15 protein-coding genes are annotated in these 15,486 nt (G+C 64.3%); 4 read left to right on the top strand and 11 right to left on the bottom strand.

Going from position 1 to position 15,486, the window contains the following annotated elements; translation table 11 throughout:
- Positions 1-89 precede the first annotated feature (89 nt).
- The 3 genes from AC1DSJ_RS02605 to AC1DSJ_RS02595 all read right to left on the bottom strand — a co-directional run bounded on the left by AC1DSJ_RS02605 (position 90) and on the right by AC1DSJ_RS02595 (position 2,668).
- Entirely contained in the window at positions 90-1,076 is a 987-nt protein-coding gene (locus AC1DSJ_RS02605; RefSeq protein WP_441370949.1) for a FecR domain-containing protein, read from the bottom strand.
- Positions 1,077-1,088: 12 nt separating this feature from the next.
- Positions 1,089-1,604, bottom strand: a complete 516-nt coding sequence (locus tag AC1DSJ_RS02600; protein WP_054421505.1) for a sigma-70 family RNA polymerase sigma factor — start codon at positions 1,602-1,604, stop codon at positions 1,089-1,091.
- 149 nt (positions 1,605-1,753) lie between these two features.
- Positions 1,754-2,668: a LysR family transcriptional regulator gene (locus AC1DSJ_RS02595; RefSeq protein ID WP_342066038.1), complete on the bottom strand. Its 915-nt coding sequence runs from the start codon at positions 2,666-2,668 to the stop codon at positions 1,754-1,756.
- A gap of 103 nt (positions 2,669-2,771) precedes the next feature.
- On the opposite strand from AC1DSJ_RS02595, the gene AC1DSJ_RS02590 reads away from it, so the two are divergent.
- Positions 2,772-3,521: an SDR family oxidoreductase gene (locus AC1DSJ_RS02590; protein ID WP_054421501.1), complete on the top strand. Its 750-nt coding sequence runs from the start codon at positions 2,772-2,774 to the stop codon at positions 3,519-3,521.
- Positions 3,522-3,525: 4 nt separating this feature from the next.
- On the opposite strand, the gene AC1DSJ_RS02585 is transcribed toward AC1DSJ_RS02590, so the two are convergent.
- Positions 3,526-4,365 (bottom strand): DNA alkylation repair protein, encoded by an 840-nt coding sequence (locus tag AC1DSJ_RS02585; protein WP_441370948.1) that lies wholly within the window; start codon positions 4,363-4,365, stop codon positions 3,526-3,528.
- Entirely contained in the window at positions 4,362-4,874 is a 513-nt protein-coding gene (locus AC1DSJ_RS02580) for a MarR family winged helix-turn-helix transcriptional regulator (RefSeq protein WP_175169529.1), read from the bottom strand. Before AC1DSJ_RS02580 ends, AC1DSJ_RS02585 begins: the two co-directional genes overlap by 4 nt.
- A 123-nt stretch (positions 4,875-4,997) precedes the next feature.
- Between AC1DSJ_RS02580 and AC1DSJ_RS02575 the strand changes: the two genes are divergently transcribed.
- Genes AC1DSJ_RS02575 through AC1DSJ_RS02565 form a run of 3 tightly spaced genes read left to right on the top strand, consistent with a single transcriptional unit; the run spans position 4,998 to position 7,310 of the window.
- On the top strand, positions 4,998-5,528 hold the full coding sequence (locus AC1DSJ_RS02575; protein ID WP_441370947.1) for a GNAT family N-acetyltransferase: 531 nt from the start codon (positions 4,998-5,000) through the stop codon (positions 5,526-5,528).
- Positions 5,529-5,555: 27 nt separating this feature from the next.
- Complete coding sequence (locus AC1DSJ_RS02570; RefSeq protein WP_054421497.1) at positions 5,556-6,041, top strand: DUF6882 domain-containing protein; 486 nt, start codon at positions 5,556-5,558, stop codon at positions 6,039-6,041.
- Positions 6,042-6,050: 9 nt separating this feature from the next.
- A complete protein-coding gene (locus AC1DSJ_RS02565) occupies positions 6,051-7,310 on the top strand; it encodes a hypothetical protein (protein ID WP_441370946.1) in 1,260 nt (419 codons plus the stop codon).
- 98 nt (positions 7,311-7,408) lie between these two features.
- Here AC1DSJ_RS02565 and proP read toward each other — a convergent pair whose 3' ends face one another.
- From proP to pdxR, 6 genes are all read right to left on the bottom strand, one after another.
- Positions 7,409-8,941, bottom strand: a complete 1,533-nt coding sequence (gene proP, locus AC1DSJ_RS02560) for a glycine betaine/L-proline transporter ProP (protein WP_175169117.1) — start codon at positions 8,939-8,941, stop codon at positions 7,409-7,411.
- A 96-nt stretch (positions 8,942-9,037) separates the two neighbouring features.
- Complete coding sequence (locus AC1DSJ_RS02555; protein WP_441370945.1) at positions 9,038-10,978, bottom strand: TRAP transporter large permease; 1,941 nt, start codon at positions 10,976-10,978, stop codon at positions 9,038-9,040.
- A complete protein-coding gene (locus AC1DSJ_RS02550) occupies positions 10,975-11,601 on the bottom strand; it encodes a TRAP transporter small permease subunit (RefSeq protein ID WP_175169119.1) in 627 nt (208 codons plus the stop codon). The genes AC1DSJ_RS02555 and AC1DSJ_RS02550 overlap by 4 nt, the downstream gene beginning before the upstream one ends.
- A 19-nt stretch (positions 11,602-11,620) precedes the next feature.
- Positions 11,621-12,745 (bottom strand): TRAP transporter substrate-binding protein, encoded by a 1,125-nt coding sequence (locus AC1DSJ_RS02545; RefSeq protein WP_054421487.1) that lies wholly within the window; start codon positions 12,743-12,745, stop codon positions 11,621-11,623.
- Between the two features lie 214 nt (positions 12,746-12,959).
- Positions 12,960-13,643, bottom strand: coding sequence for an SMI1/KNR4 family protein (locus AC1DSJ_RS02540; protein WP_441370944.1), 684 nt, complete (start codon positions 13,641-13,643; stop codon positions 12,960-12,962).
- Between the two features lie 79 nt (positions 13,644-13,722).
- A complete protein-coding gene (gene pdxR / locus AC1DSJ_RS02535) occupies positions 13,723-15,459 on the bottom strand; it encodes a MocR-like pyridoxine biosynthesis transcription factor PdxR (RefSeq protein WP_441370943.1) in 1,737 nt (578 codons plus the stop codon).
- Between the last annotated feature and the right edge of the window lie 27 nt (positions 15,460-15,486).

Genomic DNA, 15,486 nt, shown 5'->3' with positions numbered 1-15,486 from the left:
AGCCCGGCCCGACATGGCGGCTGTCCCTATGTCTAATGCTCGAGTCGCAAAACGGTGCCGGCCTGTTACAAAATAGTCGCGCACCGCCGTCACGGCCCCACCGTCACCCAGTAAGCGCTGCGGGTATGCACACGCACAGGCAGGATTTTTTCGATCAGCCGCAAGACTTTGTCTGTGTCCTGAACGGGGAAGGCCCCGGTCACCCGCAGCTCGGCCACCGCGGGATCGCAACGCAGGAAGCCGCGCCGGTAGCGGCGTAGTTCAGACAGAAAGTCACCCAGCCGCCAGTTGTCGGCGAACACCATGCCGCTGGTCCAGGCGTCGGCGTTATCGGGGCTGGGTTGCGCCGCGTCCACGCTGTAGCGGTCAAAAGACGTGCGCTCTCCGCGGTTCAGCCGAAGCTCGGTTCCGCCCAGACGCGTCTGAATGCGCACGGCGCCTTCCTGCACGGAGACGTGCGTCTGCGCCTCGTCGCCCAACTGGCGCACGATAAAGCGCGTGCCGATCGGGCTGACGAAACCGCTGCGCGTCTCGACAATCAGTGGCCGGCCCGCCGAGTCCTGCCCGGATTCAATCTGGATCTCGCCTTCCACCAGCACGATGCGGCGCGCCTGCGCATCGAAACGCGTATCGACGGCGCTGCGGGTGTTCAGCATCAGGCGGGTGCCGTCTTCCAGCGTCAGCAAGCGGCGCTCACCCACGCCGGAACGATAGGCCGCCGTCCACACCCGCCACGGCGCGGGCTCGCCCGACACCGCCACCAAGGCCCCCGTGACCGACACGCCCAACAAGGCCAGCAGCACGCGGCGCCGGCCGCTATGCGAGCGGCTGATCTGCTCGACGACCTGGCTCGCCAACGCGCCCGGCAGCTTGGCCGCGTGCGCATCCAGCACCTGCGACATCGACGTCACGCGTTGCCACGCCACATCGTGGTCAGGACAGGCCTCGCGCCACGCCTGCCAGCGCGCCAGCTCAGCGGGGGTGGGATCGCATTGCAGACAGATCAGCCAGTCCACCGCGGCAGTCACCACGGCGGGCTGGCTGCGGGGCAGCGCGGATGTGGACGATGAAGACATGGGGCGGCCCGCCTAGCCGTACATCACGCTGAAGCAGCGCTGCAAGGCTTTGGACATTGCCTTCTTCACCACATCCAGCGTATGACCCGTCTGCCGCGCGACCTCGGGGTACGACAAGCCTTCCAGTTGCGCCAGCAGAAAAATGGCGCGCGTGCGCGCATCCAGGCCATCGATCAGGCGGCACAGTTCCACCAGCGTTTCGACCACGATCAGCCGCGATTCCACCGACGGTTCGCAGGGTTCGCCGCGCGCGGCCAGCACGTCCAGATACGCCGCTTCAATCACGCTGCGGCGGTGGTGCCGGAACAGCAGGCGCTTGGCGACCGTCGTGAGATAGGCGCGCGGCTGCGCCAGGATGGGCTGTGGGTCCACCCCGATGATGCGTTCAAAGGTGTCGTGCGCCAGATCGGCCGCGTGGTCCGATCCACCAAGGCGGCGGCGCAAAAAGCCGAGCAGCCAGCGATGGTGGTCGACATAGAGCGTATGGATTGCGTCGTGCGCGGGGGTAGCGGGAACGGGGTCGGACACGACGGGCTCGTTGCGTGGTGTTTGATAACACGAATTAGTCGCGTTCTAATCGAGGCGGCGCAACATCGCCACACGCCATTTCATGACTCCTGGAATCCCATCTCGCATCAAGGTCGAGATGTAGCCCTGACATCAATCCACCGCGTCAATCACCCGACATCGATCCCCCGCATCAGCGCCGCCGCCATCGTGGGCTGGCGCAGTTGCTCCAGCCACCATTGCAGCGCGCGCCCCTCGTGGCCGCCGCGCCATGCCAGATACAGCAGGTTGGGCTCGCGCGGGGTCTCGGTCGCTTTTTCCACCAGCTCACCGCGCGCCAGCAGGGACGCCACGCGATGGCGCGGCAGCCAGCCCACGCCCAGCCCGTCGCGCTGCGCCAGGATCTTGGCGCGCATGCTGGGTACGGCCAGCACCGCCTGCCCCCCTACCCGCCCGTAACCCCGCGCGGCGCTGGTGCGCGACGTGTCGGCCACCACCACCGCGCGATGCTGTTGAATCTGGTCCTGCCGCAAAGGGGGTTTCAGCTTGGCCAGCGGATGACGCGGCGACACCGCGAACAACCATTCCATTGCGCCCAGTTCCGCCCATTGCAGGTTCGGCATAGACTGAGGCTCGTTCGTCGCCCCCACGATCAGGTCGGCCCGGCCTTCCCGCAACGCTTCCCACGTGCCGCCCAGCACTTCATGCGTCAGACGCAGGCTGACTCCTGAATTCAGCCGGTCAAACGCGTGGATCAAGGGCGATATCAGTTCGAATTCCAGGATCTCATCGCTGACGATATGCAGCCGGTCTTCCCAGCCGCTGGCCACTTGTTTGACGCGCTGTGTCAGCCGCGACACGTCCAGCATCAGCCGGGCGGCTTCGTCGGCCAGTAATTGACCGGCCGGCGTCAGTTGCAGCCGGTAGCGGCGGCGGTCAAACAGCAAGGCATCAAAGCGTTCTTCCAGTTGGCGGGCCGCGTGCGACACCGATGAGGGCGCCCGCCCCAGTTTCACCGCCGCGCGGGACAGGCTGCCGCTGTCCCGGATGGCTTCCAGCAGCGCCAGTTCATTTGCCGTCAACATGTGCGATTCCTTCGAACGTGTTCATCCGAAAGATCGTACGACAAAGCGCCAGCCCAGGCGCAACATGGCTACACCTTATCGAACGACTCCCAAGGAGATCACCATGAACCGTTTTGAACATAAGACCGTTTTGGTCACCGGCGGCACCAGCGGTATCGGCCTGGCGGCAGCCCAAGCTTTCGCCGACGAAGGCGCCCGCGTCATCGTCACCGGCCGCGACGAAGCCGCGCTGGAAAGCGCCCGCGCCGCGCTGGGCGGCAACGCCCTGGCCATCCGTAACGCCGCAGGCGCCCCGGGGGCCGCCGCCGCGCTGGCCCAGGCATTGAAGGCCGCGGACGTGCGCCTGGACGCCGTCTTCGTCAACGCCGGCATCGCCAAGTTCGCATCCTTGGCGGACGCCACCGAAGACCTCTGGGACCAGACCTTCAACACGAACATCAAGGGCGTGTTCTTCCAGCTGCAAGCGTTGGAACCGCTGTTGAACCCGGGCGCGTCCATCGTGCTCAATGGCTCCATCAACGCGCACATCGGTATGCCGGCATCCAGCATTTACGCCGCCAGCAAGGCCGCGCTGATCTCGCTGGCCAAGACCTTGTCGGCAGAGTTGCTACCGCGCGGCATCCGCGTGAATGTGGTCAGCCCTGGCCCGATCGCAACCCCCATCTACGGCAAGCTGGGTTTGGACGCGGACACGCTGGAGAAAACCGCCGCCAGTATCCAGTCGCAGATTCCGCTGGGCCGCTTCGGCACCCCGCAAGAACTGGCCTCGACCGTGCTGCATCTGGCCGCGCCGGAATCCGCGTTCATTGTCGGCACCGAGATCATCGTAGATGGCGGAATGAGCCAGCTTTGAGCGGTTACGCCGCAATCGAACGCTGTGCGCGCTTGCAGATGCGCTCGGTTGCGGCGGACGGCTGGCCGGCCAGCCAACGCGCGCACACCTCACGCACCCAGTCCGGCTGATCTTTGCTGGCGTCGTTAAGCCAGTTCGCGACCGAGTCCTGCACATAAACGGCGGGGTCGGCGCGCAATGCCGTAAGCAGCGGCAAGGCTTGGTCTGGATCAGACTTCAGCGCCGCAATGTGGGCGCACCAGACGCCACGCGGCCTCAGGCATTCGCTGGCAAAGCGGCGCACCCGTTCCGACGGGTCTTGTGTCCATGATTGCAGGGCTTGCAAAGACGTTTCCAGTTCGGCGGCCAAGCACGGGCGCACCGCCAGCCAGGCCCATTCGCGCACGCCAAAATGCGCATCGTCGGCCAAGGGGCGAATCCGTTCCAGACGTTCGCCAGGCGTCAAATCCGGAACCCCGCCGACCACGAAGCACGCCCAACCGCGCACCGTGTCAGAGGCATGCGCCGCCAGCATCGGTTCGCAATCAGGCCCAAGTTGATCATTCAACAAGCGCGCCGCCACCGCCATGCGTTTGGAAATGCCTGTGCTTGCTTCCACCTGCATCTGCGCCATGGCGTCGCGCCCGACTTGCGGGGCCACCGCCTGCATCAACGCGGCGAAGTCCACGGCCAGGCACTCCGTCAACGTGGTGGCGGGCGCGCCCGCATTCAGCTGCGCCAGACGGGCCGGGCTGATGTCTTTCACACCCCGGCCGGCGGGCTTAGTCGTGGTCGAAGCGGCGGTGCGCTTCGTAGCAGGCGAAGCGGCGTTGCGCTTCGCGGGGGTCGATGCGCCGGCGCTCATCGCTGGCCCTTTCGCAACGCGGCACGCCCGGTGTCGGTGCCGTGCCAGACGCGCGCCAGCAATTCGCTTAACTGCGCCTTGTCGGGTGCGCTCAGGTTGCCGAACAAGGATGCGATCCAGTCCGTGTGCTCCTTGAACAATTTCGCCGCCATGGATTTTCCTTTGGTGGTCAAAGCCACCGTGATTTTGCGGCGGTCTTCAGTGCCCGCCTGCCGCGACACATAGCCGTCACGTTCCAGCCCATCCACCAAGCCCGTAATGGTGGCGCGCGTCACGCCCGCCCCGTCCGCCAACTGATGCGGCGATAACCCCTCCGCCTGCTCGTGCAACAGGAACAACAGCACGAATTTCCCTTCCGATAGCTGGCGCGGCGCGAGACGAGCCGCGCAATCGCGGTCGATCGCATTGGCTAAAGACAGCAGTTGAAAACACAGGCCGATGTCGTCGGCCGAGTCCAACCCGCGCCGCGCCGCTTCGTCCAGCAGCGCGTGGTGTTTGGGTTCAAGCATGGGTGGCGTGGGGAGCAAGATCGCGTTCCTGATTTGATTCAGCGACAGATAGTAAGGCACCTAATTAGTTTGATGCAAACGCCCCTTTTCGTACACGTCATCCAAGCGCCGGTATCATCTGGCATGGCCTTGACTACCCCACCCGCGCCCATGCTTACCCCGTCCACCACCGTGACTTTGCGTCGCGTGCAAGCGGGCGACGTGCCCATGATTCTGGCCATGGAAGCCGACCCGGCCGTCATGCAGCACAGCACGGGCGTCAAGCCCGCTACCGAGGCGCGGCGGCAGGAGCTTCTGGCATGGCTGGCCGAACCGCAAACCGCTATCGGCCATTGGTCCATCGTCGTAGGCCAAGTCGCCGTCGGCTGGATCAGCCTGGTTCCGCTTGAGGACTCTGGCCGGCTTCAACTGGCCTACCGTCTGAGCCGCGCGGCCTGGGGCCACGGTTACGCAACGCTCGCCGGCAAACTCCTATGCGACTACGCGTGGCGCACGCTGGACGTGCCCCAACTGGTGGCCGTGGTCTGGCCCGGCAACCATGCATCCGGGCGCGTCCTGGAAAAACTGGGCTTTGTGTTCAGCGCCCAAGAACAGCACTACCACCGCGACACGAATGTCTACGTATTGCCGCGCCCCAATGCCCTATCATCCTGATTTTTCCCCTACGAAGAACCGCCAAGCATGACCGACACCACGCAGCCTTTTGACGTTCAAGCCTTCATTGCCCAAAGCCTGGAGGGCATGCAAGCCGCTACCAGCGCGCACTGCGCCACCTGGCATCTGGACGAGGCCGAGCAGTGGTCGGTGGACATGGACGAAGAGAGCATTGTGTTCCAACTGCCGGGCGGCATTACCGCGACGGCGCCGGTGCAGATTGTGGGTACGTCGAACACGGCGGACGGCAGCTTTCTGTGGGGTTGGGACCATCCTTCCGTGCCCGCCGAATTGTCGGAGCACGCGCAACTGGCGCTGGCGTTTGGCCGTGCGCATGGCTTGCCCGCGTATTCGCATCGCAAGGTGCAGTGCGACGACGCGCTGGCCTGGGAATTCACGGCCGTTGCGATGCGCCTGGGTGAAGCCACCGGCACGTACCGGGCGCAAGCGTCTGAGACCGCCTTTGTGTGGATGACTTTCGGACAGGTCACGTTGTCCGCTGCTGAAGACTGACCCCTTCCCATGACCCTGCCCGCTCGCCGCCCGCCCCCTTTGCTGCTTGGCGCCCTGGCGCTGGCCGTGTTGCCGCTGTTTGGGGGCACGGCCGATGCCGCTTCACGCACTGTCTACACCGGCACGCTGCAGGGCGCGGGCGATGTGGTCATGGAGCTGGATAGCCAGGCGGGCGCCAATGGCGAACTGACCGGGCGCTACTTCTATCCGAAGCACGGCGTCGACATTCCCTTGCAAGGCACGGCGCAGGCGCTGGTTGAGCCGAAGCCTTTCTTTGAAGTGGCTGATTCCGGCAAAGATCCCGAAACAGACCCTGCCGCGACGTGGCAAGGCGAGCGCGATGCCAGCGGCTATCGCGGGCAATGGAAAGACGCCCGCACGGGCAAAACGCGCACGTTCAGCCTGCGCCGTGTGGCGGATTACGATCCCGACAAACTGACGCCCGACAGCGCGCAGGCCGTCACCGACGCGATCAGCGGCGGGATGGGCAGCGGTATCAATCGCCACGTGGGCATCAATGCCGGCAACGCACCCTACGAAACCCTGAAGCTTGCCGGCCACGCGGTACCCATCGGCCAAGACAGCGGCGCAGGCCCTGTGGCGTACCAGCTATGGCGCGACCCGCGCACCAAATTCAGCTATCCGCGCTTGAGCCGGCATCCCGACCCACAGGTGCTGACCCGCATCAACCGCCTGCTTGAACAACGCCACTGGCAAATGAACCTGGCCGCGCTGGCGTGCATGTCGTCCGCGTATACCAACGGCAACCCGGCCGCCGGCACCTTGGGCAGCTATGACGAAGAAAGCATCACCGTGCAGTGGTTGTCGCCCGCGCTCATGACCGTGACGGAATCCGGCAGCCTGTACTGTGGCGGCGCACACCCCGACAACCATTTCGAGCCCTACACGTTTGATCTGCTGCGCGGCGAATACCTGGACTGGAACCGCATCTTTGACGCTTACGTGCCGGACGAAAACGGCTGGCGCAAGGAAACGCCCACGCTGCTGGCGTTGATGGAAAAAGCGCGCGCGCCGCTGGCCGACGACGCCCTCAAGGGCGCCACCGAAGACGAATCCCTGGAAGGGTGTTCGGACTTGTGGCCCAGCTATCTGGCCTTGGGCACCGAAGCCCCCGGCGTTTTGACCTTGTCGATCTCCGGCATCGGCCACGCGATGGGCATCTGCCTGGGCACGCATGCGACGGTGCCGTTCAAAGACCTGGCGCCGATCGTGAAACCCGGCGGCCAGGCGTACCTGGTCACCGAGTAGGCGAATCTGCGTATCGGCGGATCTGCGGGTCTGCGGCTTTGCGATTCGGCAAGTCAGCAAACCCGCGTCTCCGCGATTCCGCCCGCCCGGCAGGCGCGCTACTCCAATGACGGATGACGGTCTGCAAGCTGTTGGCGCCGTTGCCGCAGCGCTTCAAGCTTGTCTTCCAGTTCCGCGATTTCGGCATCGACGTCCTGCACGCGTTGCTCGATGGTCTCGTAGGCCTCTTGCAGCAGCGCTTTCGCTTCATGCTTGCTGGACGCATTGGGCGTGTCGCCCCGCAGCGGCCGGTTCGCGGTTTCAGGCAGGAAGAACGACGTGATCAAGCCGATGGTTGCGGCCACGATCAGGTAATAGGCGGGCATCATCAGGTTGCCCGTTTCTTCGACCAGCCAGGCCGCCAGCGTCGGCGTCAAGCCGGCGATGATGATCGCCACGTTGAAGGAACTGGCCAGCGCGCTGTAGCGGATGCGTGTCGGAAACAGCGCGGGCAGTGTCGAAGCCATGACGCCCGTCAGGCAATTGAGCAACACGGCAATGAAGAGCAGGCCCAGAAAGATCAGCCCGGTGTTGTCGCTGCCCACGAACTTGAAGGCCGGCACCGCCAGCACCAACAGGCCCACGCTGCCTGCCAGCAGGAAAGGCTTGCGGCCGACCTTGTCGCTGGCGAACCCGACGACGGGCTGCACGAACAGCATGCCAATCATGACCACGATGATGATCAGCACGCCATGCTCTTCGGAATACCCGAGATTGCTCGTCAGGTAGGTCGGCATAAACGTCAGCAGCATGTAGTAGGTGATGTTCGTCACCAGCACCATGCCGATGCAGATCAGCAGCGCCTTGCGGTACTTGGAAAAAATCTCGCGAAAGGAAACCGTGGGCCGCTCTTGCACCGCGTCCTGGTCTTCCTTTTCCATTTTTTCCAGCTGCTGCGTGAACGCGGGCGTTTCTTCCGCCGCATGGCGCAAGTACAGGCCAAGCAGGCCTAACGGCCCCGCCACGAAGAACGGCACGCGCCAGCCCCATTCCAGGAAGGTCTGCTCCAGCAATATGGTTTGCAGCAGAACGACCATCCCTGCGCCCAGCACGAAGCCGGCGATAGAACCAAAATCCAGCCAGCTGCCCAGAAAGCCGCGCTGGCGGTCGGGCGCGTACTCGGCCACGAAGATCGCCGCGCCCGTGTACTCGCCCCCCACCGAAAACCCCTGCGCCAGCTTGCACGCCAGCAACAGCACGGGCGCCCAGATGCCGATGGACTGATAGGACGGAATCAGCCCGATGCAGAAGGTGCTGATCGCCATGATGATGATCGTCAGCGACAGCACTTTCTGCCGCCCGAACTTGTCGCCCATCACGCCAAAAAAAACGCCGCCCAAGGGGCGGACCAGGAACGGAACCGAGAAGGTGCCCAGCGCGGCAATCGTCTGCACGGCGGGCGAGGCATCGGGGAAAAAAACCTTGCCTAACGCAAAGGCGACAAACCCATAGACGCCGAAATCAAACCATTCCATGGCATTGCCAAGCGCCGCGGCCGTCACGGCCTTCTTGAGCTTGGAGTTGTCGATGACGGTGATATCACCGATCTCCAACGGCCGTGCCTGCTGTGCTAAGGGGGGTGTGGATGTCATCGTCAGCTTCCCTGTTAGTGTGTCCAGGATGGTGCTGACGAAAGCATACGCCGACCGGCCAGGTTTCGCATTGGCCGGTCTTTTTGGATCACCCGCCTATCGGTACAGCACCGTGGGCAGCCACATCCCGATACCCGGGAACATGTACAACAGGAAGATCGCCACAACCTGAATTCCCATGAACGGCATCATGCCCAGGAAGATCTGGTTCAGCGTCACATGCGGCGGCGACACGCCCTTCAGATAAAACGCCGACATGGCCACGGGTGGCGACAGGAACGCCGTTTGCAGGTTCAGCGCCACCAGCAGGCCGAAGAACAACGGGTCGATGCCGAAGGCGTTCAAGAGCGGCACGAAGATGGGCATGAAGATCACGATGATCTCGGTCCACTCCAGCGGCCAGCCCAAGAGGAAGATGATGGCCTGCGCCAAAAGCAGGAACTGGATTGGCGTCAGCCCCAGCGACAGCACCCATTCTTCGATGATGCGCTGGCCGCCCAGCAGCGCGAAGGCCGCCGAAAAAATGGATGAGCCCACGAACAGCCAGCACACCATCGCGCTGGTCTTGGCCGTGAGGAAGACCGATTCGCGCAGCACCGGCAAGTTCAGCCGCCGGTACGCCAGCGCCAGCAAGGCGCCGCCCATCGCGCCCATGGCGGCGGCTTCGCTAGGGGTCGCCAAGCCGAACCCGATGGAGCCCAAGACCGCGGCGATCATCACCGCCAAGGGGAAGAACGACCCCATCAGCATCTTGAAGATTTCCAGCCGCGCCCACGTCAGCGCGGCGTAGAACACGGCGAGCATGACCGCGCAGATGGCGGCGAAGATCCAGAAGCCGGTGGGTGCGGGGCGGGTGTCGTTGGCGGCGGCGGTTGCAGGTTCGGCTGCGGGGTTGGGGGTGGAGGGGGCCGGTGCTGCGGCAGCCGAAGGCGCAGCTTCCGAAGACGGCGGTTCGGCCAGGCCATCGGCGGGCGGTTCACTCAATCCGCCCTCGGCCCCTCCCGAATCAAATCCGCCTGAATCAAACCCGCCCGACCCCAGCTGCAACTCGGCCGGGATTTCATATTCCACCAAAGGCCGCGTCAGCCCGTGATGCACCACAGCCACCAGCAGCACGGTGACCGCCAGCGGCGCCAGCACCGTCGCCATGTTGCGCACCAGAAAACCGAACGGCACGTCGCGATTGCGCCGGCCCTTGAACAGCGCCGCCACCATGCCGGTCAGCGCGCGTGTGTAACCGGTGGCCTCCAGCATCTTCGCTTCGGGCGACAGTGGCACGCCGCGTTCGCTGACCGGCAGCGGCGGCGCCATGTCGGGGCGCAGCTTGGCCACGATGATCACGTAAATCATGTACAGCCCGGCCAGCATGATGCCCGGAAACAGCGCGCCCGCGTACAGCTGCACCACCGACACGCCCGTGGTGGCGCCATAGACAATTAGCATCACCGACGGCGGCAGCAGAATGCCCAGACAGCCGCCCGCCGTGATGGCGCCCGCCGTCAGCCGCACGCTATAACCCGCCTTCAACATGGCGGGCATGGCCAGCAGCCCCATCAGCGTCACCACCGCGCCGACGATGCCAGTGGCAGTGGCGAAGATGGCGCACGTGGCCAGCGTGGCCACCGCCAGCGCGCCGGGCAGCCGCGCCAGCGCCAGATGCATCGACCGGAACAGCTTTTCGATCAGGTTGGCGCGTTCAACCAGATACCCCATGAAGACGAACAGCGGAATCGAGATCAGCGAATCGTTCGTCATCGTGGCGTACGTGCGCTGCACCATCAGGTCCAGCGTCTGGCCAATCGACCGCCCCGCGTCCGCGCTTTGCATGTAATAGGCCAGGAACGTGAACAGCACGCCCATGCCCATCAGCGTGAACGCCGTCGGAAAGCCCAGCATGATGGCCACGACGATCAGCGCCAGCATCAGCAGCCCGATATGCCCCGTGGTCAGCTCGCCCCACGGCGTCAGGAACGCGATCATCGCCAGCACGATCCCGATGCATGACAGGCCAAACCACAACGCCTTGTGGATCTTCATCGGCGGGGCTCCCCTGGGGTCGTCACATAGCGGTCAAGCTGGGCGATGTCTTCGTCTTTCACATGCACCATCTTCTTCAGCTTGTCGACGTCCACTTCCTCGACGTCTTCTTCGCGCGATGGCCACGCGCCGCGCCGCAGGCACAGCACGCAGCGCAACACTTCAGCCACGCCTTGAAGCAGCAGAAACGCGCCTGCGATGGGGATGAAGGCTTTGAAGGGATAGATGGGCGGCCCGTTGGCCATCAGCGACGAATGCTCGCCGATGGCAATCGAATAGGCGGCGTAATACCAGCCCGCCCACACCAGCGCGATGACGCCGGGAAAGAAGAACACGATGAACAGCACCAGGTCCAACCCCGCCTGCACGCGCGGCGGCAGAAAGCCGTACAGGATGTCGCCGCGCACGTGGCCGTTCTTGGCCAGCGTGTAGGCGCCGGCCATCATGAAGAGGATGCCGTAATACATCATCTGCAAGTCGAACGCCCACGCGCTGGGTTGATTCAGCAGATACCGCGCCGCCACCTCCCAGCACACGTGCAGGGTCAGCACCACGATCAGCCAGGCAAAGGTTTTGCCGACGAAGGTGGAGACGCGGTCAATCAGTCGGATAAGACGGATCATCGTGCGGCCTGGTCAGGGATCAGGCCGGCTTCGTGGCGCGCGAAAAATAATGGTTGTAGGCCATCCGGTAATTCACCGAGACGTCGCCGTGCCAGCGCCCCACCCTTTCAGCAAAGGCCCGCTGGGAGTCCAGCACTTTCTTGAACAGCGGGTTTTCGGCCGAGCGTTTGGCGATCATCTCGTCCCAGATCTTCAGCTGCGCCTGCAAAATCGCGTCCGGCGTTTTGTAGAACTTGACGTTGTGATCCTTTTGCAGCTTCACGTAGTCTTGCGAATACCGGTTGGCCGCCTTCCATGACATATCCGCGCTGCACGCCTGCGCGGCATAGCTCAACACCGCTTTCAGGTGCGGGGGCAACGCGTCGTATTTGCCCTTGTTGAACAGCACTTCGAACTGCTCGGCGCTTTGGTGAAAGCTTTGCAGCATGCAGATCTTGGACACGTCCTGAAAGCCCAGCGCCAGGTCGGAAGACGCGTTGTTGAACTCCGCCCCGTCCAGCAAACCGCGGTCCAGCGCCGGCACGATTTCACCGCCCGGCAAGGCGTTTACCGCCGCGCCCATGGCCGTGTACATGTCGATGGCCAGCCCCACGGTGCGGAACTTCACGCCCTTCACATCTTCGACCTTGGTGACCGGCCGCTTGAACCAGCCGAAAGGCTGCGTCGGCATGGGGCCGTACATCAGCGACACCACGTTCACGCCCATGGCCTTCTGGATTTCCACCAGCAATTCCTTGCCGCCGCCGTACTCGTGCCAGGCCAGCAACATGTTGGCGTCCATGCCGAACGACGGCCCCGAGCCCCACAGCGCCACGGCCGTGTTCTTGCCGTACCAATACGCCACCACGCCGTGTCCGCCATCCAAGGTGCCGGCCGACACCGCGTCCAGCAGGTCAAACGCCTTCACGACGGCGCCCGCAGGCAGCACTTCGATCTTCAACTGGCCGCCGGCCATGTCGTTGACCTTTTGCGCGTAGTCGCGGGCGAACTCGTGAAAGATGTCGGTGGCGGGCCAGGTGCTTTGAAAGCGCAGGGAAATGGGCGCGTTCTGCGCCCGGGTGACAGCGGGGAACCCGAGTGCGGCGGCGCCCGCGGCGGCAGCGCCGGAAATGAACTTGCGGCGGGGCTTTGTGACGTGTTGCATGGCTTGTTGTCTCCTTGGGTGGACTACACGGACCAGCTTGTAGTAACTGCACCTGCGAGGACGCGGGGAAACGCCTGCTGCGAGCTTCCCGGTGTCGGGGCTACGACTGCTTTGCAACTTTGTGGTGATTAAACCGTCCTGACAAACAGCTGACAATCAGCTTGTTGTCAGGAATTACCCTAGCCAGAAGTACTAGTGCGTTGGCCGCAAGGCATCAGCCTTCGCCGCACTCCCAACGCGCCACCACGGCGAATGGCGCGTCTTGCACGGCAGGTACGCGCGCCAAGGCGGCGTCGACGGCTGCGGCCGGAACCAGCGCCGGGCCGTCTGCCTGTCCGTCAGACCCGGTCAACAACTGGGCGATGCCATCGAGTTCCGCGCGCAGGTCTTGCGGCAGCGACGGCGCCACGGCACGGAGGTTCGCGGCCACGCACTGCGCGGCTTCCGCCCGGCTGAATCCGTCGTCGATCAGGTGCGAGGCATCCCCCGCGCTGCATACCACGGCTTCATAAGCAAACACGTCGAATGACACCGCTTCGATCTTGCTGGTGTCCGCGTCGTGCCAGACCAGCGCCACACCCACGCCGCCGTTGGACAGCGGCGTCAGGCAATACGCATCGCCCGCCCCCGTTTGGGCGAAAGGCAGAAAGCGGCGGCCATGCTGATAGGCGGGATTCAACCATTCATCAATGGTTTCTGCGGCCTCGTCCGCCTTGATCCATTCGAAGTCATCGATGCACGACAACGCAGGCTGCGCCGCGAGCTTGTTCGCTCTCCAGTCGGCCACCCAGGCTTTGACGTCCGCGCCGTAGTCCGCCAGGCCCGCTTCAATCAAATGGCGCAACAAGGCCGGCAAAGGGATGCCGTGGGCTTGCGCCAAGGCGGGATAAGAATGCATGCCTGCTTACTCCGTTGTGGTGGCCGATGGCCGGGGCGATATTCTAAGCGCGCGTCAGGCGTGGCCGCACCCGGCCGATTCATGCGGCGGACACGGCACCCGCCAACAGGGCGCGCAGTTGCGCACCCTGTTGCGCGATCTCAGGTTCTGACAAGCCGCTGTAGCCGATCACCAGCCCCGGCGGCAAGGCCACGCGCCGGCAGAAGTCCGATAGCGGCAGCACGGCGATGCCCATGGCCCGCGCCCGCGCCTGTATCCCCGCCATGTCCCCATCCGCAGGCAGCCACCACAGCAAATGAAAGCCCGCGTGTTCACCACTGACGCGCAACGGCGCATTGCCCATGGCTTGCGCCAATTCGTGCATCACCTGATCGCGCCGCTGCGCATACACCGCGCGCGCCTTGCGAATATGGCGGGCGAAGCTGCCGTCTTCCAGAAAGCGGGCCAACGTCATCTGCTCGATCATGCTGTTGGACCGCCCGGTGGTGTGGCGCGCGCGCGTGAAGGCAGGCACCCAGCGTTTGGGCAGCACGGCATAGCCGATGCGCAGCGCGTTGAACATGGTCTTGTTGAAGCTGCCCAGGTGAATGACGCGGTCGGCGGTGTCCAGGCTCTTCAACGCGGGCAGCGGCGCGCTGTCGTAGTTGAATTCGCTGTCGTAGTCGTCTTCGACAATCCAGCAGTTTTGCTCCTCGGCCCACGCCAACAATTCCAGACGGCGCGAGACGGGCATCGTGATGCCGGTGGGCGACTGGTGCGCGGGCGTCACGTGTACCAGCTTCACGCCGCGCTGGCGTTTGGCGCGCGCGACCGAGAAGCCGTGCTCGTCAATGGCGATGGGCATGACCTTGGGCGTGAACTGGCTGAACAGCGGCACGGCGGTCAGATAGCCCGGATCTTCGATCAGCACTTTGTCTTGACGCGTCAGCAAGATGCGGGCGCTCAGGTCCAGGCCATCGCGGATGCCGGTCAGGATGACGATTTGATCCGGCTCACACGAAATGCCGCGCACCGCGCCAAGGTAGCGCGCAATCTGCACGCGCAACGGCAGCCAGCCCTGCGATTCCTCGTTGGCCAACTGGCTGGGCGTGACGTGCTGCGCGCTGATCATCAAGCCCTTGCGCCACGCCGGCATGGGAAAAAGCGATGCGTCAGCGGTTCTGGCGGCGAATAAGGGTGTGGGGCCGGGGGGTGTTGCGGACTTGGCGGTGACGGCGCGGCCTGTGCTGCGGGTGCTGGTGTTGGTACTTGGGCTTGTGTTGGTGCCGGTGCCGGTGTTGGTGGTGGTGCCGGTGCTGCTGCCCGTGTTGGCGCTGATGCCGTCGCCCGGCAAGCCCCTGCGGAAGAAGTTGTCGGGAATCACCGCCGACACGTAGGTGCCTGATCCCACCGTACCCGCCGTGTAGCCTTCGCCGCGCAATTGGTCATAGGCCGCTTCAACCGTGGAGCGCGACACCTGCCATCGCGCCGCCAGCTCACGCGTGGATGGCAGGCGGGCGCCCTCCGCCAGCACGCCTTTCAAGATGCGTTCCTGAATCTGCCGGTACACCCAGGCCTGTTTGGATTCGCCTGCGCGGGGCGGGTCGGCAGGCAAGTCCAGGCTGGATTCCTGTTTGGTACGCGCGCGTGTGCTCGTACCGGTGCCGGTGCCTTTGCCTGTGCCTGTGCTCGTACCTGTGCCTTTTCCTTTGCCTGCGCCGATGCCTGCGCCGATGCCTGTGCCGATGCCTGTGGCGGTGATGGTGGTGGTGCCGGTGCCGGTGGCGGTGGCGGTGCCTGTGCCTGTGCCATGGCGCTCGATAAGTGGCTTGCTCATTTTTATGAATATGGCTCTATTCGATAA

Source organism: Achromobacter sp. 01N37, assembly GCF_056399725.1.
Note: the sequence above shows the minus strand (reverse complement) of the source record. Positions and strands in the feature narration are given on the sequence as shown.